This is a genomic window from Lishizhenia tianjinensis (genome assembly GCF_900116425.1).
Classification (GTDB): Bacteria; Bacteroidota; Bacteroidia; order Flavobacteriales_D; family Crocinitomicaceae; genus Lishizhenia; species Lishizhenia tianjinensis.
In genome coordinates this window covers 215,431-239,063 of sequence record NZ_FPAS01000005.1, presented here as the reverse complement: position 1 = coordinate 239,063, position 23,633 = coordinate 215,431, and the positions used below count along the sequence as shown (strand labels likewise).

Below are 23,633 nucleotides of genomic sequence, written 5' to 3'. Positions count from 1 at the left end.
TTTTTAAATAATAATAGAAGCTAGACACCTCAACTTTTAGAAATCTTGATTAGTTCTAAAACCGGTGTAACCTCCAACTTTCATACTTTTCAAACACTCAAACCAAAAAATAACAGGTTCTCGAGCGAGCGTCGATAGATGAATCCCTTTATCCCCACCGATTATTCGTACTTCATCACCAAATTCTTTTTGTAGAATGTCCGTATATCATCTGGAGATTTACCCAACATAAACATCCAATAACTCATCAGGTTAATCAAGTTCACTTTGAGGTAAGAATTATGATCGTACTTGCGCGCAGATACTACTACCGATTTTGGAATAATTTTAAACTTCTCCTTCTTTTTTACACGACGAATAAAATCGAAATCTTCCATGATAGAGTAATAGGTATCAAAGCCCTCATATTTGTTAAACAGCGTTTTTGTGATGAACATGGTTTGGTCTCCACCCCTGCAAAACATTCTATTGAAGCGTGTAAAATAGGCATTGAAAGCCAGGGCCCTGTGTTCTTTATCGAACTTAAATCGATAACAACCAAAGTCATACCCCTCTTTTTGTGCTTGTAAAATATCGGCGTAAAAACTCGGTAGCGGCATTACATCGGCATGTATGAAATAAAGCATTTCTCCACTTGCTTTCTCTGCTCCATAATTCATTTGTTTGGCTCTACTCATCAATTGGGTATCGAAACAAAGTACATTCTTGTAAGCTTTTGCTCGTTCAACCGTACTATCTTTTGAGCCTCCATCCACAACGATGATTTCAACGTAAGTTTGCTGAAGTCCATTTAAAAAACCTAAAAGTTTTTCGATGTTATCTTCCTCATTGAGTGTAGGTATGATGATGGATAATTTCACGCGTTTATAATAATTTTAGTAACTATGCTTTTAAATATAACACATATACGTCAATACATGAAGTACGGATTTTATTTTAGCCTCTTTCTTTTGGTGGCTTGCTCAACGGGTAAAGACATCAAAGTTCCTGAGTATTTGAATACCAATTCATTGCCTCAACAAGAAGCGCTAACACCCAGTAAAAATTATCCGGATGGAAAAATGATAGATCATTTAAAAATTCACGAGCATCAATTGTGGACGGATTTATTGGTGAAATATGTAGACTCCACCGGAAAGGTTGATTATGTCGGTTTTCAAAAAGATTCCTTAGCACTCAACACTTATCTGCAACAGTTGGCCAAACATACGGTAAATGACGGTTGGACCTACAACCAAAAAAAGGCCTATTGGATCAACGCTTACAATGCATTTACAGTAAAATTAATTGTAGATAACTACCCGGTTAAAAGCATCAAAGATTTGGGCGGTGGCATCTATAAAGTAAACACACCATGGGATATCAAGTTTATTAAATTGGGGGAGAAAACCTATGACTTGAACAACATAGAACACGGTATCTTGCGCAAAGACTTTAGCGATCCGCGTATACATGCTGCCGTGAACTGTGCTTCTATTTCTTGTCCAAAACTGAGACAGGAAGCCTACAGAGCAGATCAACTCGAGGCGCAACTCACCGACCAAATGCGTGCTTTTGTAAACAACCCCGAGAAAAATACTCTTTCCAAAAAGGACATAGAAATCTCTTCACTCTTCAAATGGTTCAGTGGAGATTTTACCGAAGAAGGAGACATCATTGATTTTCTAAACAGCTACGGCGACATAAAAATTGACAAGGACGCTAAAATCAACTATAAAGATTACAATTGGGATTTGAATGAATAAGTTTTAGCCACAATACTGACAATACTGTGCATCTGGATTGTGTTCGAATGCTTTCGTTTCATCGTAAATTTCTGCAATGATTTGTTGTAAACATTCTTCAAAAAGTTCCATCAAATCATCCATGTTTGCAGCTTCTTTGAGCTTATTGTCTAAAAAGAAAATGCCGTCCTTTAAATTTACCATGGAGAGTATACCCGTTTTTCCAGGGTAAGGTTTGTGAGGATACCTGGCTTTGTAAAGCATGTTGTAGACCAACAACTGGAAAACATAGTGTTTCTTACTCAAAACATTTAACAAGACATCTTGCGGAGAGTTTCCTCCTCGGGTTGATGGAATTTTGACTTTATCCTCGTTACAAGTCCCTGATTTGTAATCAATAATTCTTACTTCATCTTCAAAATTGTCTATTCTATCAATAAACCCAACAAACTTCACCAACTTCTCGCTTTTCCCTAATTGTACAGTCAGTTCTTTGGTAAATTCACCCTCTACTTCTTCAATAAAAAGTTGCGCAGTAGGATTCGAAATCAACTCCTCCTTTTGGGCTTTTAGTATACTTTTCACCAAGTGATTAGCTACGGTCAAACTCAAGAAGTTCTTCCCCGTTTCTAAATATTCTTTGTGCTTATCAAAGTGAGCAATAAACTCTTGTTGGAGTATAGGTCCGTAAGTCTTTAACATCTGATCTATATCTTCAGGTAAGATATTTTGACCTTTACGTTTTCCATCCCCTATTCTACTGAAGGGTTTCAAAAGAATTTCAAGGGTGTTGTGAATAAAACTACCGAAGTTATTGGCTTCAATTTCTTCTTCCACTTCTTTTTCTTCTCCAAAACCGAGTACATATCTATAGTAGAAATCGAGCGGACATTGCAAATACTTATTCAAGGCTGATGCGGAAGTTCTATTTCCAAAATATTCATCCAGTCGCGCCAAAATAGCGGGTGATTTTTCAACAGAAATGATCTCACTAGATTGCTGAGTATCCTCTATAGAATAATCCCTTTCTACGAGCGAAATGTTCTTAAACTGTCGAGACAATTCCAGTTTCACTTGGTGCACATAACGCGAGGCTTCGTCCACTCCCATTCTACGTTCTGCAGAAGAGTAGGTAATCCAAACATTTTCAGCGTGGTGCAACAATCTATATACGTGATGTGCAAACAAACCTTGTTTTTCTCGCGGTGTTGGCAATCCATGGAACCTACGCAAATCCATAGGAATTAAAGTTTGAATAGGGTTGTTGGGCGGCATGCTTCCTTCATTTAAACCCACTACCAACAAGTTTTTGAAATCTAAGAGTCGCGTTTCAAGGAGTCCCATAATCTGCAAGCCATCCAAAGGGTTACCGAAGTAAGCCAAACTTTGTGTCGACCAATGCTCGTTGAAAATTTGCTTAAAAGAATTAAAATTGATTTTCGGCGTAAAGCTTTCGAGTATATTTTGAAGCGCCACAAGCGAAGCATCAAAATTATAAATGATGGCTTTTTCTAAAGTGTGTTCTTCCTTATCTATATAGGCGTATAATAAATCATTTAATTTACGCACCACCCCCAAAGCCTCGAGGGTATATTTTTCGTTTTGTAAATTCCAAGCTTGAGTAAGAAGTTGAATTACTTCTTTAATACGTTTGGAGATTTTTATCTGATCCAGTTGTAAGAACAACCAGTTATTATGAACGATTTTATCTTCTAAACTTTGCAACTGAATTTTATCCTCCTCACTCAACACCGCAAGCATAAAAGGGTGTTTAATGAGTTTCAACAAATCCTTGTAGTAAATACTTTTGGTATTGAACCTTCTGAAGTTTTCTTGAATATTAAAAATCATATCCACCCAAGCACGCAAAGAAGTATTCTTTAAGGGTAAACCCAAGGTGATGTTGGCTTCCTTAATGTTACTTGGTATATTTTTCAATACAGGAACCACCATGTTTTCATCGGCCAAGAGTACTACGGTATCAGAAAAATCTTTGGGTTGAATTTCATTCTTTAATAGGGTTGCTATGGTTTTGGCCTGTCCCGTACTCTGCTTACAGTTGATGAGTTCAATTTTCTTTACTGAAGTAGCATAGTGATTTTTAAGATACTCTTCTTTTTTCAACTCAAAAGATTTTGTCAACGGGCGCAAGAACATACCCGCCTCGTGGTTGTGATCTTTCATGTAAAACTCGTCTACATCTATAAAGATTTCAGCCTTGCCCATTTTCTTGAGTTGTAGCATGATGCTTTCTTCTGCCTTAGACAAGGCATTAAAACCAGCAAAAATGAATTGAGCATTTTTGTTATCCTCAAAAAGTAAATGAAGGTTTTGACTAAAATTGGCATAAGCAGCCCCCATGTTAATCGCCTCCTCTTTTTTGAGCATTTCCTTGAAGGCTTTGTAATAGTCGGGTAAAGTTTCCCAAAAGGCTAAAAATCTCTTTTGCGCATCGGTTAATTCATCTTCTCCTACATTCCATGCTTCCAATTCTTTTACATCCAATAGATTTACAAAGAGTTGTTTGGTTTCTATCAGGTACCTATCAATTTCATCAAAATCACTCAGTAAGGTTCTCCCCCATTTTAGAAACTCATCCAAACCTTTATTTTCCGGACCACTAATCTTCTCGTGTATCTCGTACAACTTAAAGAGTGCCCAGGTTTTATCTATGATAGATTGTGGAGTATAATTTTTCACCCATTCATCTATGGTTAAAATATTTGGGGAAAAAACAGCTCTATCGTATTGCTCAAACAAAGCCTTCTGTATATACTTCTTGGCCCTGCGCGAAGGAAGAACTATGGTTAAATCTGTTAATACATAGTCTTTCACTTTTATATGATTCGCTATTCTATCTACAAACTTTTCCATATTTATTTTGTTCTTTGTGGTAAACGAAGATGATTATTTTTTTTCGATTGAAAAGGTGAGAAGCCTTTTTTTGTCGAGTTTCTTCGCAAGGCAACAACGAATTTAAACATAAACTTTGTTTGATTAATTATTTTGCATTACTTTTGACTATATATTCGTCATTTTAATTGATCGGACATAAAAACACAAACAATGAAACATTTAAAAGTAGGAGACCAAGCACCCGATTTTACAGTAAACAACGAAAAAGGTGAAGCCATAAGCATGGCCGACTTTAAAGGTCAGAAACTTGCCATTTACTTTTACCCCAAAGACATGACTCCTGGTTGTACCAACCAAGCTTGTAACTTAACAGAGAACTATGCTGCTTTACAAGAAGAGGGAATTGCGATAATTGGTGTAAGTGCAGATGATGAGGCTAGACATCAAAAGTTCATTGACAAGTACAATATACCTTTCACCTTATTGGCAGATGTTGACAAGAAAATGATCAACGACTATGGTGTTTGGGGATTGAAAAAATTTATGGGTAAAGAATACGACGGTATTCACAGAACAACTTTCTTAATTAATGAAGAGGGTGTAATTACACATATTATAGAAAAGCCAAAAACTAAAGCACACGCGGAAGAAATTTTGGAAGCATTTAACGAAAAAAATTAGAACGTAAATAGTTTACGATCAACCAACCTAAATTAGCTAAAAATTAAACGATATGGCAGCAAAAGAAATAAACGCAGACAAGTTAAAAGCTCTCCAATTAACCATGGAGAAAATAGACAAAACCTTTGGTAAAGGTACCGTTATGAAATTGGGTGACGGAGTTGTAGAACAAGTGGAAGTAATTCCTACGGGTTCTGTAACCCTAGATTTAGCACTCGGGGTAGGCGGTTTCCCTAAAGGTAGAATAGTAGAAATCTACGGACCAGAATCTTCTGGTAAAACAACCTTGGCTATTCACGCCATTGCTGAAGTACAAAAACAGGGTGGAATTGCAGCTATTGTAGATGCTGAGCACGCTTTCGATCAATTCTACGCTGCAAAATTGGGTGTTGATATAGACAACTTATTGATTTCGCAACCAGATAATGGTGAGCAAGCATTAGAAATTGCAGATAACCTTATCCGTTCTGGAGCTATCGATTTATTAGTAGTGGATTCAGTTGCAGCCTTAACACCTAAGGCCGAAATCGAAGGTGAAATGGGAGATTCTCAAATGGGACTACAAGCAAGATTGATGTCTAAAGCTTTGAGAAAACTTACCGCTTCAATAAACAAAGCAGGATGTTGTTGTATTTTCATTAACCAGTTAAGAGAAAAAATTGGAGTTATGTTCGGTAACCCAGAAACAACAACAGGAGGTAACGCACTTAAGTTCTACGCATCGGTTCGTTTGGACATCAGAAGATCTTCACAGATTAAAGATGGTGACGAAGTTATCGGTAACAGAACAAAAGTTAAAGTAGTTAAGAATAAAGTAGCTCCACCTTTTAGAAAAGCAGAATTCGATATCATGTATGGTGGAGGTATTTCTAAAGTAGGAGAAATATTAGATATAGGAGTAGATTTAGGTATCATTAAAAAGTCGGGTTCTTGGTTCTCTTATGGAGAAACGCGCTTAGGACAAGGACGTGATGCTGTAAAGACTATCATCGGGGATAACCCAGAATTAATGGACGAATTAGAAGCACAAATTAAAGAAGCTCTTGCGGAAAATACGCAAGCGTAAACTGCATATCGTTTAATAATGCAAGCCATCCCATTTATGGGGTGGCTTTTTCCTTATATTAATTTAGGGTTAAACCTAAGCTACAAAGTACTTCATCTGGATTTTTATCGCCATATTTGTACTGTTAACCAAACAATTACAAGCAACTATCGAAGTTTAGAAAACGTTTTTTCTACTCAAAGCATACGAAAATGAAACCAATTACCTGCATAATCCTCGTTATCATCCTGCTCTCCTCCTGTGGAGAAGTGGAGTTAACTACTATAGAGCTCAAGCAAAAATTTGGTGCCTTTTTAAACGATTCAATCAAAACCCTTCCTATAGACTATAGCGCATCACCAATAAGCAAAACCATACAACACAACTTAGATCAGTATACCTACCTAACTGAGGTTAAATCTGAGAAACTTGCTTTTTTAAGCGATGGTAAGTTCTTAACCGGTGCCATTGTTCAACCTAAAGAAACAGGTAATTATCCTTGTATTATCGTTAATCACGACATCAACGACTCCTTAAATAAAATCAACATAGCTTCCACTGTCAACATGCTTGCACCCTTAGCCGCAAAAGGCTTTGTGGTTGTTGCCTATAACCAAGCTGGCACAGGTGGTAGTGAAGGAAAATTTGAAATCACCCAACATACCAAAGATTTGAGTAAGCTTATTGGCTATATGAAGAATTACCCCACAGTTAAATCTTCTCAAATCGGACTTTTAGGAATAAACTCTGGTAGCTATATCAACTACCTATCCTTGCAAAAAAATAAAGACCTTGTACAAGCTGCAATTAACATTACTGGTTTAAGCTCTACCTCAATAGATGTAAATTCCGTACACAACTTTTATCAAAAACATCTTGCAGATGAAAACAACGACATAGGATTGCAAACTACAAGTTTTCATAACACACCTATACTCAACATGAGCAGCAACAACATTGAGGAATATCAGGTGAATACAAAAAATTTCTACGAACAAAACAAAAGAGCACAGATTGACATATCTAGCGAACACAAGCTCATTAAAAACCGTATCCTTTTCAGTTCCAACAACTCAGAGGTAATCGACCTTATACAATACTGGTTCACGAATCATCTCTTCACAAAACCGAATATAGCGCAGATGCCCTAAAGACTTCTATTCGGCACAAACATTGCTTACCTTTGTAAAAAAGGAAAACATGAAGTTATTACAAATCGTTCTCACACTAAGCCTACTCACTTCTTGTGGATTATTTAAATCGAAAGCAGATACCCAAACCATGTGGGTGAATAGTTTCAAAACAGATTGCACAGGCGTTGGTCCCCAGCAATGCTTACTCATTCAACATGGCGATAGCTTAGGTAATAACTGGTCAAACTTCTACGATCAAATTGAAGGATTTACCTATGAACCGGGTTATATCTATGAATTAGAAGTGAAAAAAACGGTGTTGGATCCAGCAAATGTACCAGCAGATGCTTCTACTATCAAATACAGCTTGGTGAAAGAAATTTCTAAAACTATGGATGTTCGTTTACAAATCCACGATATCTATGTCATCACAAATATATCAGGTTACGGAGAGCTAAAAGATTTATCGCTGGCTCCTACCATGGAAATCAACGTAACGCAAAACAGAATTTCGGGTAAAGACGCTTGTAACACTTACGGGGCACAAATCGAAAACTTAAATGCAACAGATATTAGTTTCGGAATGGCCATGGCAACCAAAATGTACTGCCAAGAAACAATGCCTATTGCCGATGCTTTTCACAAAGTACTTGGTCAAGTAAAACACTACCAACGCAAAGAAGGCTTTCTTTATTTAATGAATGAAGAACGCAAAGTAATATTAACCTTGAAAAAGGTAGACTAATAAAAAAGGGAGGTAATTATTACCTCCCTTTTTCTTTGTTAAATATCTATTATTCCGCAGCTCTTAAGCACTCGTGTATCTTCTCTACCATTTGCTTAGAACCCGCATAGTAATCTACTCTCTGGTGTAAACGTTTCGGCTCGATTTCCATAATTCTGTTCTTACCATCCGTAGCTAAACCTCCCGCTTGCTCTATGATAAATGCCAAGGGATTACATTCGTAGATCAACCTCAATTTTCCTTCCGGAGAATTTGTAGTCGATGGATAAACATATACTCCACCTTTAATCAAGTTTCTATGAACATCCGCAACCAACGAACCGATGTAACGTCCAGAATAAGGTCTACCCGTTGATGGATCATCCTGACGAACGTATTCACAGTAGTCTTTTAAACCTGGGTGACATCTATTTAAATTCCCCTCATTAATGGCGTACAAACGTCCTGTCTCTGGTGCCTTGATATCTGGGTGAGATAAACAAAACTCCCCGATAGAAGGATCCAAAGTAAATCCATTCACACCTTTTCCTGTTGTATATACCAACATCGTAGAAGAACCGTAAATCACATATCCTGCAGCTACTTGCTCCGTACCCTTTTGCAACATATCTTCCAAAGTCGCCTTCGTTCCTATAGCAGATTTTCTTCTGTAAATCGAAAAGATAGTACCTATAGACACATTCACATCTATGTTAGAAGAACCATCCAAAGGATCGAACAAAACCACGTACTTTCCATTCATCGCCGCCTCACTTTCAAAAGCAACGAAATCATCGTTTTCTTCACTGGCAATACCACAAACTTCTCCACCGTTTTCAAACGCCTTAATAAACGCTTCATCGGCAATAACATCTAACTTTTGTTGTTCCTCACCTTGTACGTTCGTATTTCCTTGCGCACCCAAAATATCAACCAAACCAGCACGGTTTACATCTCTATTTACAATTTTAGAAGCCAAGGCTATATCATTTAATAAACGTGATAATTCTCCTGTAGCAAACGGAAAATCATCCTGTCTATCCAAAATAAATTCGTTCAGTGTAACAACTTTAGACATAAGAAATTTTTTTGGGCAAATATCGTCATTTTAAATTAGTCCAAGGAACTTGAACTCCGGAAATTTAAATGGAGCTGATTATGTATTTGGCCACCCGGGCGTGTCTTCCACTCTACTCCTCCCCCAAAAGTACATTCAACATCTTTTTCCAAAAGCTTCTCGGGTCGCTCTTTTAAAAAGTGTTTCTTAGTCCTTTTGGCCTGCGGGGTGCCGTTTCACCCACTGGTGGAAAATTGATACCCGTCAATAAAAGCGAATTTTTGTCTTTCCTTCACCACTGTTCTAAGAGATATGCCTTATTTTTGTGCTATGAATTGGAAGTCAGTAATCTTAACAGCAATTTTTGTAGGTGCCTTCGTATTTTTAGGTGATGCGCAATGTTCTCAATGTAAATTGGTAGCAGAAGCTAGCGGGGTTGACAAGGATGCCGAAATCTTAGGAATTACTAATACAACCAACATCAACCAAGGTATACTCTACATCATGGCTGTGCCTTACATCATACTTATGTTTTTGTTTAGAAAGCAAATTAGCCGACTATTCAAGGGACTTAAAAAAGCCTAAAACCACTTACAACAGCTCTATATCCTTGATTACAAAAGGCACACAAGAACCTTCTGTAATTTCATTGATCACTAATTTATACTGACCATCCTTTCGCAAATCCTCAACGCTTAATCCATGATCTAACATATCCAAACTATCCAAACCGTACCACTGGTTATTTAGCTCTGATTTAAAACGAAAGATTTGATGTTTATTATCATCCCATCCTAAACCAATCGCCTTAAATTCCACAGTTTCATACTGACAAGGTCCTCCTACTTTTCTCCCCGAATCACTACAAGAAAAAAGTAGTAAACCAGTCATTAATATTCCCCCTAAATATTTCATACTTCAATATCCTGAAAAATAAAAAGTCCCCAAAATTTTGAGGACTTCTTTTATTATTTTTTGAAACTAACTTCGAGTAATTCGGGCCATTCTTTTCCGGTAAGATATACCTTCTGAGAAACGGGGTTATAGGCTATTCCATTTAACACCTCACCGCTTCCTCTATGGTCTAAAGCCAAAAGATCGCAATCAATCACGCTCTCCACATTTCCTGTATTTGGATCTATTACAACCAACCTGTTTGAGGTATAAACATTGGCATAAATCTTCCCATTGATGTATTCGAGTTCGTTCAAATTTCCAACGGGACCTCTATTGGTATAGACTTCAATTTCTCTTTCCACCGCAAAAGTTTCTGGGTTTCTAAAGTAAATTTTATGCGAACCATCCGACATAATAATTTGCTCACCGTTGTTACACAAGCCCCAACCTTCTGTAGGGTAGGCCAAGCGTTTAATTTCTTCAAAGGTATTTACATCATAAACAAAACAAGTTTTCGCCTTCCAGGTCAATTGATAAATCTTATCTTCAAGTATGGTAATTCCCTCTCCAAAATACTGGTTGTCTAAACTTACTTCCTTTAAAGTACTTCCTTTTTCTTTCAGAACTTTAAGCAATTTACTTCTCCCATATTGCCCGGTTCCCTCGTATAATTCACCTTTGTAAAACTCCAATCCTTGGGTATAAGAAGTGGTATTGTGTGGCATGGCTTTTTCAACCACAGCCTCCCAACGTTCAGGCTCCGTTTTACTCAACACACGAATATTACGCGTATCCTTCACCAATTTCCCTTCCTTCAACTTCGCCTCTAACCTAAACTGGTAAGATCCGAATGCCAACGATTTAGATTGAACCACTTTTTCAAAAACTCTTCCTCCAAAGTTAGTTTGGGCAATAACGCTATCGTTTAACCAAAGGGTAAAACGCTCTATTTTGGTTGAATCGAATTCTAATTGTACAGGTATGGGCATACCCGCATTGTAGTATACATTGTTGTTTGGACTTTTAAACTTGGCCTCAAACAAGGGTCTGTATTCAGATTTGGATGCTTTATCATTTTCACATCCAACAAAAAAAAGGCCCACGGTTAAGAAGGCCAATATAGGTTTTAAAATTTTCATTTACAGGTTGTTTAACATCTCCATCACCTGTGCCTTTTTACGAGTAGACACGGGTACTTTCGTTCCATCTTTCATTACTAGCTCACCATTGGTTTTCAAAAACTCTTTGATGAATTCTGTATTGATTAAATGCGATTGGTGCACACGGAAGAAGTTGTATTCTGACAACATTTTATCGAATTCCTTCAAAGTTTTAGTCACCAATAATTTTGTCCCATCCATAAAATAGAAAGTCGTGTAATTCACACTAGACTCACAACGAATGATATCTTCTATGTTTACTATTTGGATTTTCTCCAGTGTATTCAGGGCAATTTTTTTAGATCCTTGCATGTTCTCCTTGAGCAAACTCAAACGTTCAGAACTATTGTTTTGATCTTTGGCTCTTTTTACCGCCTCCATCAAATCATCTGGATCTATAGGCTTCATTAAATAATCAACAGCCGATACTTTAAATGCCTTCAAGGCATAAGCATCAGAAGCAGTAGTAAAGATCACATCAAAATCCAATTGCGGTAAAATCTCTAACAAATCGAAACCAGAACCATCTGGCATTTGTACATCTAAGAATACCAATTCCGGACTCACTTCTTTTATCAGTTTCGCTCCAGAAACAACACCTTGAGCTTCTCCAATAATTTCTATATCCGGACAATAACTTTCTAAATCGGCTTTCAGCGCAGTACGCGCTGCTTCCATATCATCTATAATAACTGCTTTCATAGTTTCTCTAAAATTTCTGACGCTCTTATTGCTGAATGAGAAGCGCTATAGGTTACTTCTCCATTTTGAATGAGTAGGGCTTGCGGTGATTGGTGTTCTACCTTCAAATCTTCCGCTACTTGATTCGAAACAGCTCTAAAGGCAATCAAATCTAAGAAATAAATGGAGCAATTTGCATCTTGGGGCCATTCACTTTCAAATCTATTGAGCGCCATAGAAGAAATAGAGCAACGCGTACTGTGTTTAAAAATCAATTGCGCTTTCTCTTTTGATGCTTCAATAATTTCAGCTATCATTTTCTCCTGGTTCAAGGGTGTCCAAGCAAGCTCTTCCCTTTTAGATCGTGTAAATAAACCCATAACTTAATGTCTTATAATGCAGATGTAAACTGTTTTAAGAAACGTACATCGTTCTCAGAGTACAAACGCAAATCGTTTACTCTATATTTTAATTGTGCAATTCTTTCTATTCCCATACCAAAGGCATAACCCGAGTATTCTTTCGGGTCTATGTTAGAAGCTTCCAAAACATTTGGATCTACCATACCACATCCTAAAATCTCTAACCAACCTGTGTACTTACAAACATTACATCCTTTTCCAGAACATATCGTACAGCTCACATCTACCTCTGCACTTGGCTCAGTAAACGGGAAGTAAGAAGGACGCAAGCGAATTTGTGCTTTTTCGCCAAACATCTCCTTGGCAAAGTACAAGAGGGTTTGCTTTAAATCGGCAAAAGAAACATCTTTATCTATGTACAAACCTTCTACTTGGTGGAAGAAACAGTGTGCACGTGCAGAAATGGCTTCGTTTCTATAAACTCTACCTGGAGAAATGGTACGAATTGGAGCTTCACCATTTTCCATTACACGCACCTGAACAGATGACGTATGGGTACGCAAAGCCATTTCATTTTCTCCCTTTTCAATAAAGAAAGTATCCTGCATATCTCTAGCAGGGTGTTCTGGCGGGAAATTTAAAGCAGAGAAATTGTGCCAATCATCTTCGATTTCTGGTCCTTCAGAAACACTAAAACCTATACGGTTAAATATTTCTATAATTTCAGATCTCACCAAAGCAATAGGATGACGAGAACCCACCTCTAAAGGATCTCCTGGTCGAGAAAAGTCTAACTTTTCCCCTTCCTCGCTGGTGTTTTCCAAAACTTCTTTCTGCTCATTGAACTTCGTCTCGGCCAAAACCTTTACTCCATTGATTAACTGACCTACCGCTCTTTTTTCTTCGTTAGGAACAGTTTTCAACAAAGCAAACAAATCTTTGATTCTGTTTTTAGAACCCAAAAATTCAATTCTAAATTTTTCTAGACTTGCCGCGTCCTTTATTTCGTATGCTTTTATATCCTCTTCTATTGCGCTGATTTGCTCTTTCATCACAAGTAATCTTTCTTTGATTTTACAGAGAACTGCCTTCTGCCGTTCTGTGTGTGCGAATTTACAAAAACTATTACAACCAAAGACGAGTTCTACCACAGATCTACCACAATAAATGGAGGTAAAGTACTTAAGAATTTCTTTCCACGCCTTATTTCCAAAAAATTGAAAATCACATATGAAATAAATTTATTTTTGGGACCTATTGTAACTTTTTAAGACGTTTAACTGTTAAAGGAGCATAGAACAATAAATAAGTCCTTTTTATAAGCAACCTCTTTTGAAGAGGAATGTTATATATTTGTAGGATGTGTTTAACATGAAATTGTTATTCTAAACAAACCAAGAATATGAAAAAACTAGTAAGCCTTTTTGCTTTTTTAATGGTGGGAGTTCTTGTACTTTCATCTTGTAAAGAAAAGGATCCTTCTGTAGGAAAGGTATTTGTAAGAAACTACAACAACCAGTTAATTAGTGATGCTACAGTTGTGATTGTAGGAGATAAAGATTCTGATCCTGCAACACCAAGTTACACAGATACATTAACAACAAATGCATCTGGTTTTGCTGCTTTTGACCTTTCTGAATTGTTTGATACTTACGACAAAGACGCTGAAAAAATAGCTTACTTTGATGTACTTGTAAAATACGAAGACAAAGAAGTTTGGAGTGATGAATCTCAAGATGAACAATTAAAAGCAAGAGCACACATTACACAAGTTATTACGGTTTACTTACCAGAATAAGATTACTTAAGATTATGAAAAAGTCATTGAAAACATTATCTCTTTTTGCCCTAGTAGGATTATCTTTTATGGCATGTAGAGAAAAACTACCAACTATAGCAGAGATTACCGTTAAGGATGTTGACAACAAAGTTATTCCTGGTGTAACGGTTATTTTATACGGAGAATCTACAGAAACTCCACCCAAGCCAGTTACGCGTATAGACACGGCGATTACAGATATTTTTGGTGTTGCTCAATTCGATTACACAGAAGATTTCCAATTAGGTCAAGCCGGATTTGCCGTATTAAACATTGATGCTAAAGTTACTGATGACACTGGAAACACTTTTAGTGGAACAGGAACGATCAAAATAGAAGAAGAAAAAGTGAATGAAGAAGTGGTTTACATCCAGTAATCCTCTCTTCTTCCACAAGAATAATAAAAGCTTCTTTTTTAAAAGAAGCTTTTTTTGTATCCCCAAAAACCAAAACCATGAAAAACTACACGAACATTTTAATCTTATTATTTAGCAGCCTTCTTATTGCATGCAGTAAAAAAGAACCTACTTTGGCTGATATTACCGTAAAAAACACTGCAAATGAGGTTGTTCCCGGTGTGCGTGTTATACTCTATGGAGAATCTACTGAAACTCCCAACAAAGACGGAGATGTTGTGTTAAAGGATACCGCTACCACAGATATTTTTGGCGTTGCTCATTTCGACTATACCGAAAATTTTAAACGCGGACAAGCAGGTTTTGCCGTTCTCAACATAGATGCTGAGGTTACGGATGCAAATGGTACTACCTTCTCCGGCACGGGTACCCTTAAAATAGAAGAAGAAACACTCAACAAGGAAACCGTTTTTATACAATAATTGAAAATTTATCCCTAACTTTTCGAAAACTTAAATCCACTAGAATGAGAAAATCTATTTTTTGCTTAACGCTACTCTCTTCATTACTTTTTATATCTTGTCTAAAAGTAAAACCAACGCCAGAGCCCTTATCCTTTGAAGCAACTCACGTTAAAATAACAGTTAAAGACACGTCCGATGAGGTTGCTCCCGGGGCTCAAGTAAGTCTTTATACCTTATTCGTTTCCTCAAATTCACAGGACACTACGCAGATTTTAAACGATACTGCAATGTCGGATATATTCGGGGTAGTAACTTTTGACTATTCTCAATATTTTGATGAAAGCATGGAAAACTCCAAAACCTTCTACATCTCGGCAAGTTTAGAGGATGCTAATGGAGTGAATTACCATGGTACAAGTACCCTTTTGGTAGAACATGAAAAGGATAATGAGGGGGAAGTCATCGTACAATAACCTCTCAAAAAATTAATACAACAAAAAACCCGATGTAAAATTTACATCGGGTTTTATAATATTATCGACAAACAACTATTTCATTTGATTAGGATTGTTCGCAGCTTCATCGTTGAATTTCTTTTGTGTTCTTAACCAGAAAATCAATCCAATGAATCCTAAAACGATCATTGCGTTGTTAAATGAATTTCCAATTACTTCGAAAATTCCGAATGTCCATTGCATTAAACTTGCTATTGCTTCAAATATAGTGTTTGAGTTCATCGTATTTCAATTTTGAACAAAAGTAAATAAAAAAATTTAAGTTCTTCATATAGTTTCTATCTTCGTTGCTCAATGCTCCATTTTTTTTCAAATAACAAGCCCTTTGTATTGGCTCTTTTGCCTTTACTGCTGATAGCACATTTAATTTTTGAGCTAAATTTTGATTACTTCCAAGCGGGAATTAACAGTGATACCAATATCACGGGCTATTACTTTAACACTTTTCAACCTTGGAGCAATTATTTATCGCTTGTTTTGCTTTTGGCCAATGCCATTTTTTTGAATTTCATTTTTAACACCCATGAGTTCTGGGTGAAAAGTACCTACATACCTTCCTTCATCTATATACTACTAAGTTTCTACTTCCCGCACTCGGTTTACCTTACTGGAGAAGTGTTGGCCCAGAGTTTTATATTGATGATTCTCTACCAACTTTATTCCTTAAACCAACAGGATGATGCAAGGAAAAAGAGTTTTAACATGGGACTATTTACTGCCTTGGCTGTGGTTTGTAATCCTTTGTACCTCGTGGTTTTACCAAGTGTAATGATCAGTTTAAAATTTATTCGACCGTTTGTATTGAGGGAATACATCTTACTCCTTTTAGGATTTATACTGCCCTTTATTTACTTGCTAGTATTTGATATTGAACTGTCTCGCAACCTCTTTCAACTCTTAGATAAATTTCAATTTTCCAGTGAAAACCTCCTGTTGTTTATCGTTTCCAGTATTACGGTTGGAATATTGTTGAGCTTTGGAATAATGGGTCTTCTGAACCGCAGCAAAACGAGCTCTATACGATTTAAGAAACTTCGTAACATTACCTTGAGTTTTATACTCTTTATTGTTCTTGGTGTTGGCTTAAGTATAGCCCTTGGCGGATCTGTCTATTACAGCAGTATGCTAATTGTTCCTCTGGCCTTTATTTTACCCTATTCTTATCTTTCTCTGCGCATAAAGGGACTGGTTGAAGTCTTGATTTTAACCCTCTTGTTAATTTCTGTGGCTAAATTTTTTATTTATTGATCGTCCTTGCGTAAGAATTAATTACTTTTGCCCTAACTTTTAAAAGTTGCACGTTTGGTGCATTTAAAATTTATAATATGAAATTTGGTGTTGTTACCTTTCCAGGATCTAATTGTGACCAAGATATGGTCTACGTTTTGGAAACTATTTTAAATCAAGAAGTTGTTCAATTGTGGCATAAAGACACTGACCTTCAAGGGTGTGACTTTATCGTTTTACCAGGTGGATTCTCTTACGGAGATTACTTGCGTTCTGGTGCAATTGCAAAATTATCTCCAATTATGGGAGAAGTAATTAAGCACGCAAACAACGGTGGTTACGTAATGGGTATTTGTAACGGTTTCCAAATTTTAACAGAAAGTGGTTTGTTAGAAGGGGCCTTGTTGCACAACAACAGCCAAAAGTTCATTTGTAAGAATGTATACTTGAAGCCAGCAACAAACGATTCAGCAATCACAAAAGATTTGGATGTAAACGCTACGTACCAAATTCCTATCGCTCACGGTGAAGGAAGATTTTACGCAGATGAAGCGACTATCCAAAAATTAGAAGACAACAATCAAATCTTATTCAGATACACTTCTAAAGGTGGAGATACAACTGAAGAGTTCAATCCAAATGGTTCTATCAACAATATTGCTGGTATTACGAACGAAGGAAGAAACGTATTTGGTATGATGCCTCACCCAGAAAGAGCTGCTGATGAAGCATTAGCAAATGAGGATGGAAAAGCATTCTTTGAATCTATTCTTGCTCACTGCAAATAAGTAGAATACTCAAATAATATAAAAAGGGCGATAATATAAATTATCGCCCTTTTTTTGTTGCAATACTTTGCTAATAGTTTATGCCAAACTCTCCGTTACTTAAGCTATAGGTATTTGTACTCGAGCTCCCTGCACTAGGAACGGCTGAGAAATTAAACTCACCTACAACGTAACTATTCTGCGTATTGTGTGCAATGATTCTGAGACTACCGCTTCCAGCAACATATTGATCATTAATCGCACCGGAAGTAGAGAATGTAGCTCGGTAATCACCCTGACCAGACAAGCTGTACTCACCTGCTGCTATTGTCTCTATTAAATTCAATCCTACGGTATAATTATCGCTAGTTCTAGCCAGGTTAATGGCAATTCTTCCAAACCCTTTATTTCCTGTTAAAACATCTGCATTAAAAGCTGTTCCATCCAAATCAACTGTTCCGCTTTGCGTTACAGGGATTCCTGCTCCCGTGTATACGCCTGAATATGGAATGGATGTAAATTCTCCTGAATTAATTTGAACACCGTTTGTGGTTGTACCTGAAAAACTACCTGATATACGTTTGTTGCTCGCGTCTATACTTGTCACCTTTAAAACGCCTTCAATTTCTTCACTTGTGCTTCCACCCGTTACATAAGTCATGGTACACGCTGAGCTTGGTGACAAATACGACCCTTGTCCTTCCTGATTCACAAGCAAAGAAATACTTGCCGAACCATTACTTCCGCTAATGGTCATCACTCCATTATCTATGGAAGCATCAACATCCGTGGCTTGCCAAATCACACCATCCACTTCAGCCTTAAAACTTTTAGCCGCTACAGAGCCTCCTCCACCGGGATCATTTGTATCCGTATCATCCACCTCTTTTTTACAGGCAAAAAGAAGCGTAAGCATCACCAAGGCGAAATAAGGAAAATATCTATTCATGTTCATATAAATATAAACGCAAATCCGCCCTTAATGTTGCTATTTTTTAATCTTAAAATCTATACGGTAATAGAAAATAGGTAAGAATCCCAATTGCGTTCTTTCGGCAATAGGTTCTGCAGTTGGATCTCCAATGTTTGGAGCATAAGCTAAGCCCAGTAAATTTCTGGTGTTCAAAACATTCACCAAATCCAATCCTATTTCATGGGTAATCTTTTCTGTATTCAATTTGTAATTTACTTTTACATCCAAACGGAAGTAATCTTTAAACTGACGTTCATTATAACCTTCAGATAAGAACACTAACTCCTGTGCTTCCTGCGACGCAGCAACATCAACATAACCATATCTTTTTCCACCAGCAGTAGTACATTTTAAACCTAAAGAAATAGACTGGTTTCCTTTAAAAGTAAATTCCTTTCCTCCAAGAACATTAACCGTATACCTTCCATTGTAATCCGTATTTCTCTCTATGCCATCGCTTCCTTTGTATTTAGAATCATATAAAGATCCTGTTACCAAGAAGAAGAAAGATTTACTAAAGAACTTCTGTACCGTAAGTTCAATACCGTAGTTCCTACCCGTTCCTGTATTTTGTAATGAATCAGGAAAAAATCGTTGGAAACCACTTCCCATATTGATCAAACTCAAAGCCGAACTTTGAATCTCTACAGGCACATTGTATAAATGTTGGTAATAAGCCTCAGCCTTCACATTAAACCCTTTCTTAAAGCTACGTTCGTACCCTACTGCCGTATGTATACTTTTGGTGAAATCCATGTTTTTATTGTGCAACACCGCGTTACCTTCGCTATCGTATTGTTGGTAACCGTATAAATACAAGGGTTGTGTTTGAGAATGTAATCCAGCACCTGCCGTAAGTACTTGATCCTTCTTTAACGTGTATTTCCATCCTAGTCTAGGCTCCAAAATACTCAAGGAGTTGCTCAAAGAAAAATACTGGTTGTGCAAACCGGCTGTAAGGTCCATTTTCGGATTTACCTTCCATTTGTATTGTACAAAAGGCTGAATTAAGGTATAAGCCTGAGCATAATCATACCTCAACCTAAATGCATCTCCACTTTCCGTTAAAACAGAATCTAAATTATTGGTATAAATTCCATCTATATTAATACCTGCCTTAATGATGTGCTTTTTATTGATCTTGTGATTCAAACTGAAATAACCTGAAAGTTTGGTGTTGTAGAACTGATACCCCATCAATTGATAAATCGAATCTGTACGAATGGAAATTTTCTGTTGTCCATCCACGATGTTTGTATCCAAGGATCTATCTAAAAGGTAATGACGTGAATGTTGTTCGTCTGCAGACAAAGCTAAAGTAGCCGTTAAAAAGGTATTGGTACTTACCGGTTTTTTATAGCTCAAACCAACTACGCCCATTGAAGTTCCAAAATACTGGTCTCTATCTCCTTCTCCATAAACCTCATCCGTTAACTCGGTTTGTTCAGAAATTTTAATGGCAATCTCAGATTTACCACCCATTCCCCAAACACTCAAGGCACCCCCTTTTTTCAAGGGGTAATTCAGCTTGAAGGCGCCATCACCATATACAGGTACTGCATCTGTACCTATGCGTATACCTAGAGATTGAAAAATACTTAAGGTAGAATATCTACCCATAACAATATAAGATGAACGCTTGTCTTTATTAATTGGACCTTCGGCCATCACCTCTGTACCCAAAAAGCCAAATTGTCCGGTAAACTCGTGTACAGACTGATTCCCGTTTCTTAATTTCAAATCAAAGACGCCAGACGTACTGTTACCATATTCTGCCGGGAAAGCCGACATGAAGAAGTCTGAATTTCCTAATATCTTATTATTGATAATACTTACAGGACCACCTGTTGAACCAGAAGTACTGAAGTGACTAGGGTTGGGAATATCTATGCCCTCTACCTTATACAATAAACCTAGAGGTGAATTCCCTCTTACAACAATATCATTACGAGAATCATCGGCTCCTTGTACACCGGCAAAATTTGATGCCATACGTGCAGGATCTGAACGCGATCCTGGATACCTGTCCGTCTCTTCAACAGAAAATTGGCGTGCCGATACCGTAGCCATTTCGTTCAATACTTCACCCTTACGTTGGGCAACAATTTGTACTTCCTCGGTTTCAAAAACCTCTTCAGACATCTCTAAGTTTACCACAGACTCCTTTCCAGAGTTTACCGTTACGGGGATAGTTCTAGTTTCGTAAGAAATATAAGTAGCTACCAAGCGATGTTTTCCTATGGGAACATTTTTAATAATAAAACTTCCATTTTCATCTACTAAAGCCCTAAATAGTTGAGTTGAATCTTTGGTGAAGATTTGCACCTTAGCGCCTATGAGCGGATACTTCGTTTCATTATCTACCACAGTACCTCTTACGTTTTGAGTAATTTGTGCTTGTGAAATATTTGCGCACAGGGCGAAAAGTATAGTAAGTAAAAATATCCTCATAAGCTTAGTTTTTAACCTTTAATTCCGGTAGAGTTTTGATACTCTTCCATTGACCATTTTTTTAAATAAACGCGGTCAAGATAGTATATATTCATCTCATTTACCGCTAAATTCCTCACTTCTGAGCGGGTTAGGGTAATAGATTCATCGTACCATAAAATTATGAAAGGAACCTCTGCAAGCAGAACTTCCTCAGCTTGAGCAAATAATGATAAACGCTCCAGTTTATTTTCAGAATTTAATGCTTTTTTCAAAAATTCATCAAATGTTAGATTCCTAAACCTAGAGGTGTTGATTTTGGAAGATTTTCCTGTAATATCTCCGACCAACAAACCGTTGTAACAGTTCAAGAAACTCTCCGGACTTTTATAATCTGCATACCATGAAGAGCGAAAAATATCCCCTTGTCCTTTCGACATTACCTCATTTAATTTTCTAAAAGAATATCCCTCAAGATTGACAAATATTCCTAGGTTTTGTTCCATTTGAGCAGCGAACTCACCAGCAATTGCAGCATGTATGGTTCCCTTATCGAAAGCAAGTTTAAGGGTAGGAAAACCTTCTCCGTTCGGAAAGCCTGCCTCTGCGAGTAGTGCTTTTGCTTTTGCTAAATCAAATTCGTATCCATTTAAGATACTATCATTTTTGTCATAATCACTCAACACAAAAGGAGGAACTAAGCCTCTGTAACCTGGTGCATAGGCCTGATCATGTAAAACTTCTTTCACCAATCGCTCCTTATTTAAGCCATAGTTTAAGGCTTTGCGCACCCGTACATCTTGTAATGCTGGCGACTCCATATTTAAGGCGTAATATTGCGTACCAAGCAAAGGTTTACGGCGCAATAAAATTTGGGGTGGCTCATTAAAAAACTCCTCTTGATGCGCCTCAAACATCATAGCAATTCGTGCGGGAGGAATACCTTCCACAAAATGTATCTTACCCTCCTCAAAATCGGATAATTGCTTTAAATTCTTCGGTTCTATATAGAACATCACTGAATCTAAATAAGGTAAACTATTCCCTTTGGCATCCACCCTGTAGTAATTCGGGTTTTTCGTCATCACAATAGCCTGATCTTCTCCAAACAATTGGGTTCCTTGATAAACAAAAGGGCCCGTACCCACAAGGGCAGATCCCTGATCGGCTTCTATAATTTCTTTGGGGATGATTTTAGCAGACGGTACACAGAGTTTTTCAAGAAAATTAAAATCATGGTCAATTAATTCTATCACCAACTCTTCATTTTCTACATACATTCCTGCAAGGTGGTCCGTTTTATTTTCAAAATATTCTATGGCCCCTTTCACTTTCCCTTCGAAAACCATTTGGTACAACACACTGGGTTCTCCCTCCTTATTGGCTTTACAAGCATGCTCAAAAGTGGCTATCACATCGTGCATTTCAAAGGGATGTTTCTTTCCGATAAGCGAATGGGGATGGAAGTAGATATCCTTGCGGAGTTTAAACCTATATTTCTTACCGTTATCTTCTATTTTGTAGTCCTCTACCAACCGGTTAACAGGTTGAAGATCCATGTCGTTGAGTTCAAAAAGACCCTCCAAAACTTGGTGTACGACCATGTCAGTGTACAAATCATTGATATCTTCTACAACAACATTTGTGGGGTTAAATTGAAGTGCAGTTTTAAAACATCCTCCAGCGTATTCATAGATTTGAGCTTCGGGTTTGGAAGTACACGACATCAAAAAAGTGAAAACACAAATGAAGTAGTAATAAATAAGTTTCATAACGTTGTATTAAGAAGTTAGTTGAGTGATGTTTAACCTCTACCGCCTCAGGGTAAAATACCTGTTACAATAATACGTATTAAAAAACAACTACCATATTGCTTTTTACAAAAATAGGAGTTAATATTGCATACGAACATTTAACGTTTCACCATTACAATGAGACTTTTTTTTACGCTTGCTACTATATTTGGGTTTGTACATCTTGCGTGCGCAAATCTATCTATAGAAGGAACTTATCAAGGAAGGAACCTCTATGTACAAAACCCTGAAACGCCTGATGGATTTGGTTTTTGCGCAACAAGAATAACAGTTAACGACCAGATATTACCCGCCAACATTAACCGTTTGGCATTTACCATAGATTTTTCTCAACTCGATTTAGCGATAGGAACGCCTGTCTTTATTGTGATTTATCACTCCGATGAATGCAAGCCGAAAATCTTAAATCCAGAGGTACTTTTACATTCTTCTACTTTCACAACAGAAGAAATTTCTGCTACGGAAGAGGGCGTTATTTCTTGGGCAACTAAAAATGAAGAAGGTAAAATTCCATTTAAAATCGAACAATACCGCTGGAATAAATGGATAACAGTTGGTGAAGTTGAAGGAATAGGTACACCCGATGTGAATAACTATTCTTTCCAAATTACGCCTCACTCAGGTGAAAACAAAATACGTGTTGTTCAAATCGATCATACAGGAATTAAAAACAAGAGTCCAGAAATTACCTTTGAATCCAATGCCAAAGAGGTATTCTTGGAGAACAATAAAATTGAAGAATACATTCGCTTTGTAGACAAACAGAAAAAAGATACACCCACCCGTTATGAATTGTTTGATGCATACGGAAACATCGTAAAGAAGGGTTATGGTAAGGAAGTAGATTGTAGAACCTTGAAGAAAGGACTTTACCATTTGAACTTCGACAATACCACAGAACGGGTCATAAAAAAATAACATCTATAGCTATCCCACTCTAACAAGTGG

25 protein-coding genes are annotated in these 23,633 nt (G+C 37.2%); 13 read left to right on the top strand and 12 right to left on the bottom strand.

Features of this window, described 5'->3' with window-relative positions; translation table 11 throughout:
• Nucleotides 1-161: 161 nt before the first annotated feature.
• Entirely contained in the window at nucleotides 162-860 is a 699-nt protein-coding gene (locus tag BM327_RS13815) for a TIGR04283 family arsenosugar biosynthesis glycosyltransferase (RefSeq protein ID WP_090251865.1), read from the bottom strand.
• A 24-nt stretch (nucleotides 861-884) separates the two neighbouring features.
• Between BM327_RS13815 and BM327_RS13810 the strand changes: the two genes are divergently transcribed.
• Nucleotides 885-1,745: a DUF547 domain-containing protein gene (locus tag BM327_RS13810; RefSeq protein ID WP_244526230.1), complete on the top strand. Its 861-nt coding sequence runs from the start codon at nucleotides 885-887 to the stop codon at nucleotides 1,743-1,745.
• Nucleotides 1,746-1,748: 3 nt separating this feature from the next.
• Here BM327_RS13810 and BM327_RS13805 read toward each other — a convergent pair whose 3' ends face one another.
• Entirely contained in the window at nucleotides 1,749-4,598 is a 2,850-nt protein-coding gene (locus BM327_RS13805; RefSeq protein ID WP_090251858.1) for a PD-(D/E)XK nuclease family protein, read from the bottom strand.
• Nucleotides 4,599-4,790: 192 nt separating this feature from the next.
• On the opposite strand from BM327_RS13805, the gene bcp reads away from it, so the two are divergent.
• From bcp to BM327_RS13785, 4 genes are all read left to right on the top strand, one after another.
• Entirely contained in the window at nucleotides 4,791-5,261 is a 471-nt protein-coding gene (gene bcp, locus BM327_RS13800) for a thioredoxin-dependent thiol peroxidase (RefSeq protein WP_090251853.1), read from the top strand.
• Nucleotides 5,262-5,313: 52 nt separating this feature from the next.
• A complete protein-coding gene (gene recA, locus BM327_RS13795) occupies nucleotides 5,314-6,327 on the top strand; it encodes a recombinase RecA (protein ID WP_090251848.1) in 1,014 nt (337 codons plus the stop codon).
• Nucleotides 6,328-6,518: 191 nt separating this feature from the next.
• Nucleotides 6,519-7,457 (top strand): alpha/beta hydrolase family protein, encoded by a 939-nt coding sequence (locus tag BM327_RS13790; RefSeq protein WP_090251844.1) that lies wholly within the window; start codon nucleotides 6,519-6,521, stop codon nucleotides 7,455-7,457.
• Between the two features lie 49 nt (nucleotides 7,458-7,506).
• Nucleotides 7,507-8,184, top strand: a complete 678-nt coding sequence (locus BM327_RS13785; RefSeq protein ID WP_090251839.1) for a DUF4377 domain-containing protein — start codon at nucleotides 7,507-7,509, stop codon at nucleotides 8,182-8,184.
• A 49-nt stretch (nucleotides 8,185-8,233) separates the two neighbouring features.
• Here BM327_RS13785 and fbp read toward each other — a convergent pair whose 3' ends face one another.
• On the bottom strand, nucleotides 8,234-9,241 hold the full coding sequence (fbp, locus tag BM327_RS13780; protein ID WP_090251835.1) for a class 1 fructose-bisphosphatase: 1,008 nt from the start codon (nucleotides 9,239-9,241) through the stop codon (nucleotides 8,234-8,236).
• A gap of 309 nt (nucleotides 9,242-9,550) precedes the next feature.
• Here fbp and BM327_RS13775 point away from each other — a divergent pair, with 309 nt between their 5' ends.
• Complete coding sequence (locus tag BM327_RS13775; RefSeq protein WP_139230393.1) at nucleotides 9,551-9,805, top strand: hypothetical protein; 255 nt, start codon at nucleotides 9,551-9,553, stop codon at nucleotides 9,803-9,805.
• A 6-nt stretch (nucleotides 9,806-9,811) separates the two neighbouring features.
• On the opposite strand, the gene BM327_RS13770 is transcribed toward BM327_RS13775, so the two are convergent.
• From BM327_RS13770 to pheS, 5 genes are read right to left on the bottom strand one after another with little or no spacing between them, the layout of a single operon-like run.
• A complete protein-coding gene (locus tag BM327_RS13770; RefSeq protein ID WP_090251827.1) occupies nucleotides 9,812-10,135 on the bottom strand; it encodes a hypothetical protein in 324 nt (107 codons plus the stop codon).
• A 53-nt stretch (nucleotides 10,136-10,188) separates the two neighbouring features.
• Entirely contained in the window at nucleotides 10,189-11,256 is a 1,068-nt protein-coding gene (locus BM327_RS13765) for a glutaminyl-peptide cyclotransferase (RefSeq protein ID WP_090251822.1), read from the bottom strand.
• Nucleotides 11,257-11,979 carry a LytR/AlgR family response regulator transcription factor gene (locus BM327_RS13760; protein WP_090251818.1) on the bottom strand — a complete coding sequence of 241 codons (723 nt, stop codon included), beginning with the start codon at nucleotides 11,977-11,979 and terminating at the stop codon, nucleotides 11,257-11,259. It lies immediately after the preceding gene.
• Nucleotides 11,976-12,338, bottom strand: a complete 363-nt coding sequence (ytxJ, locus tag BM327_RS13755) for a bacillithiol system redox-active protein YtxJ (RefSeq protein WP_090251815.1) — start codon at nucleotides 12,336-12,338, stop codon at nucleotides 11,976-11,978. The genes BM327_RS13760 and ytxJ overlap by 4 nt, the downstream gene beginning before the upstream one ends.
• Nucleotides 12,339-12,349: 11 nt before the next feature.
• The gene (pheS, locus tag BM327_RS13750; protein ID WP_170853769.1) at nucleotides 12,350-13,372 is read right to left on the bottom strand and encodes a phenylalanine--tRNA ligase subunit alpha; all 1,023 of its coding nucleotides are present in this window, start codon (nucleotides 13,370-13,372) and stop codon (nucleotides 12,350-12,352) included.
• A gap of 350 nt (nucleotides 13,373-13,722) precedes the next feature.
• Between pheS and BM327_RS13745 the strand changes: the two genes are divergently transcribed.
• The 4 genes from BM327_RS13745 to BM327_RS13730 all read left to right on the top strand — a co-directional run bounded on the left by BM327_RS13745 (nucleotide 13,723) and on the right by BM327_RS13730 (nucleotide 15,432).
• On the top strand, nucleotides 13,723-14,118 hold the full coding sequence (locus tag BM327_RS13745; RefSeq protein ID WP_090251811.1) for a hypothetical protein: 396 nt from the start codon (nucleotides 13,723-13,725) through the stop codon (nucleotides 14,116-14,118).
• 14 nt (nucleotides 14,119-14,132) lie between these two features.
• On the top strand, nucleotides 14,133-14,516 hold the full coding sequence (locus BM327_RS13740; protein WP_139230392.1) for a hypothetical protein: 384 nt from the start codon (nucleotides 14,133-14,135) through the stop codon (nucleotides 14,514-14,516).
• Nucleotides 14,517-14,593: 77 nt separating this feature from the next.
• Nucleotides 14,594-14,977 carry a hypothetical protein gene (locus tag BM327_RS13735; protein ID WP_090251804.1) on the top strand — a complete coding sequence of 128 codons (384 nt, stop codon included), beginning with the start codon at nucleotides 14,594-14,596 and terminating at the stop codon, nucleotides 14,975-14,977.
• A gap of 44 nt (nucleotides 14,978-15,021) precedes the next feature.
• Complete coding sequence (locus BM327_RS13730) at nucleotides 15,022-15,432, top strand: hypothetical protein (protein ID WP_090251800.1); 411 nt, start codon at nucleotides 15,022-15,024, stop codon at nucleotides 15,430-15,432.
• Nucleotides 15,433-15,507: 75 nt separating this feature from the next.
• Here the strand turns inward: BM327_RS13730 and BM327_RS13725 are convergent, their stop codons facing one another.
• Entirely contained in the window at nucleotides 15,508-15,696 is a 189-nt protein-coding gene (locus BM327_RS13725; protein ID WP_090251795.1) for a hypothetical protein, read from the bottom strand.
• Between the two features lie 72 nt (nucleotides 15,697-15,768).
• On the opposite strand from BM327_RS13725, the gene BM327_RS13720 reads away from it, so the two are divergent.
• Both BM327_RS13720 and purQ read left to right on the top strand, forming a co-directional pair.
• Nucleotides 15,769-16,722: a hypothetical protein gene (locus tag BM327_RS13720; RefSeq protein WP_090251792.1), complete on the top strand. Its 954-nt coding sequence runs from the start codon at nucleotides 15,769-15,771 to the stop codon at nucleotides 16,720-16,722.
• Nucleotides 16,723-16,799: 77 nt separating this feature from the next.
• The gene (gene purQ / locus BM327_RS13715; protein ID WP_090251787.1) at nucleotides 16,800-17,489 is read left to right on the top strand and encodes a phosphoribosylformylglycinamidine synthase subunit PurQ; all 690 of its coding nucleotides are present in this window, start codon (nucleotides 16,800-16,802) and stop codon (nucleotides 17,487-17,489) included.
• Nucleotides 17,490-17,559: 70 nt separating this feature from the next.
• On the opposite strand, the gene BM327_RS13710 is transcribed toward purQ, so the two are convergent.
• Genes BM327_RS13710 through BM327_RS13700 form a run of 3 tightly spaced genes read right to left on the bottom strand, consistent with a single transcriptional unit; the run spans nucleotide 17,560 to nucleotide 22,643 of the window.
• Nucleotides 17,560-18,417, bottom strand: a complete 858-nt coding sequence (locus tag BM327_RS13710) for a DUF6252 domain-containing protein (RefSeq protein WP_139230391.1) — start codon at nucleotides 18,415-18,417, stop codon at nucleotides 17,560-17,562.
• Between the two features lie 39 nt (nucleotides 18,418-18,456).
• Nucleotides 18,457-20,892 carry a TonB-dependent receptor gene (locus BM327_RS13705; RefSeq protein WP_090251777.1) on the bottom strand — a complete coding sequence of 812 codons (2,436 nt, stop codon included), beginning with the start codon at nucleotides 20,890-20,892 and terminating at the stop codon, nucleotides 18,457-18,459.
• An 11-nt stretch (nucleotides 20,893-20,903) separates the two neighbouring features.
• A complete protein-coding gene (locus BM327_RS13700; protein ID WP_090251773.1) occupies nucleotides 20,904-22,643 on the bottom strand; it encodes an ABC transporter substrate-binding protein in 1,740 nt (579 codons plus the stop codon).
• 159 nt (nucleotides 22,644-22,802) lie between these two features.
• Here BM327_RS13700 and BM327_RS13695 point away from each other — a divergent pair, with 159 nt between their 5' ends.
• Nucleotides 22,803-23,603, top strand: coding sequence for a hypothetical protein (locus BM327_RS13695; RefSeq protein WP_090251770.1), 801 nt, complete (start codon nucleotides 22,803-22,805; stop codon nucleotides 23,601-23,603).
• The last annotated feature ends 30 nt before the right edge of the window (nucleotides 23,604-23,633 follow it).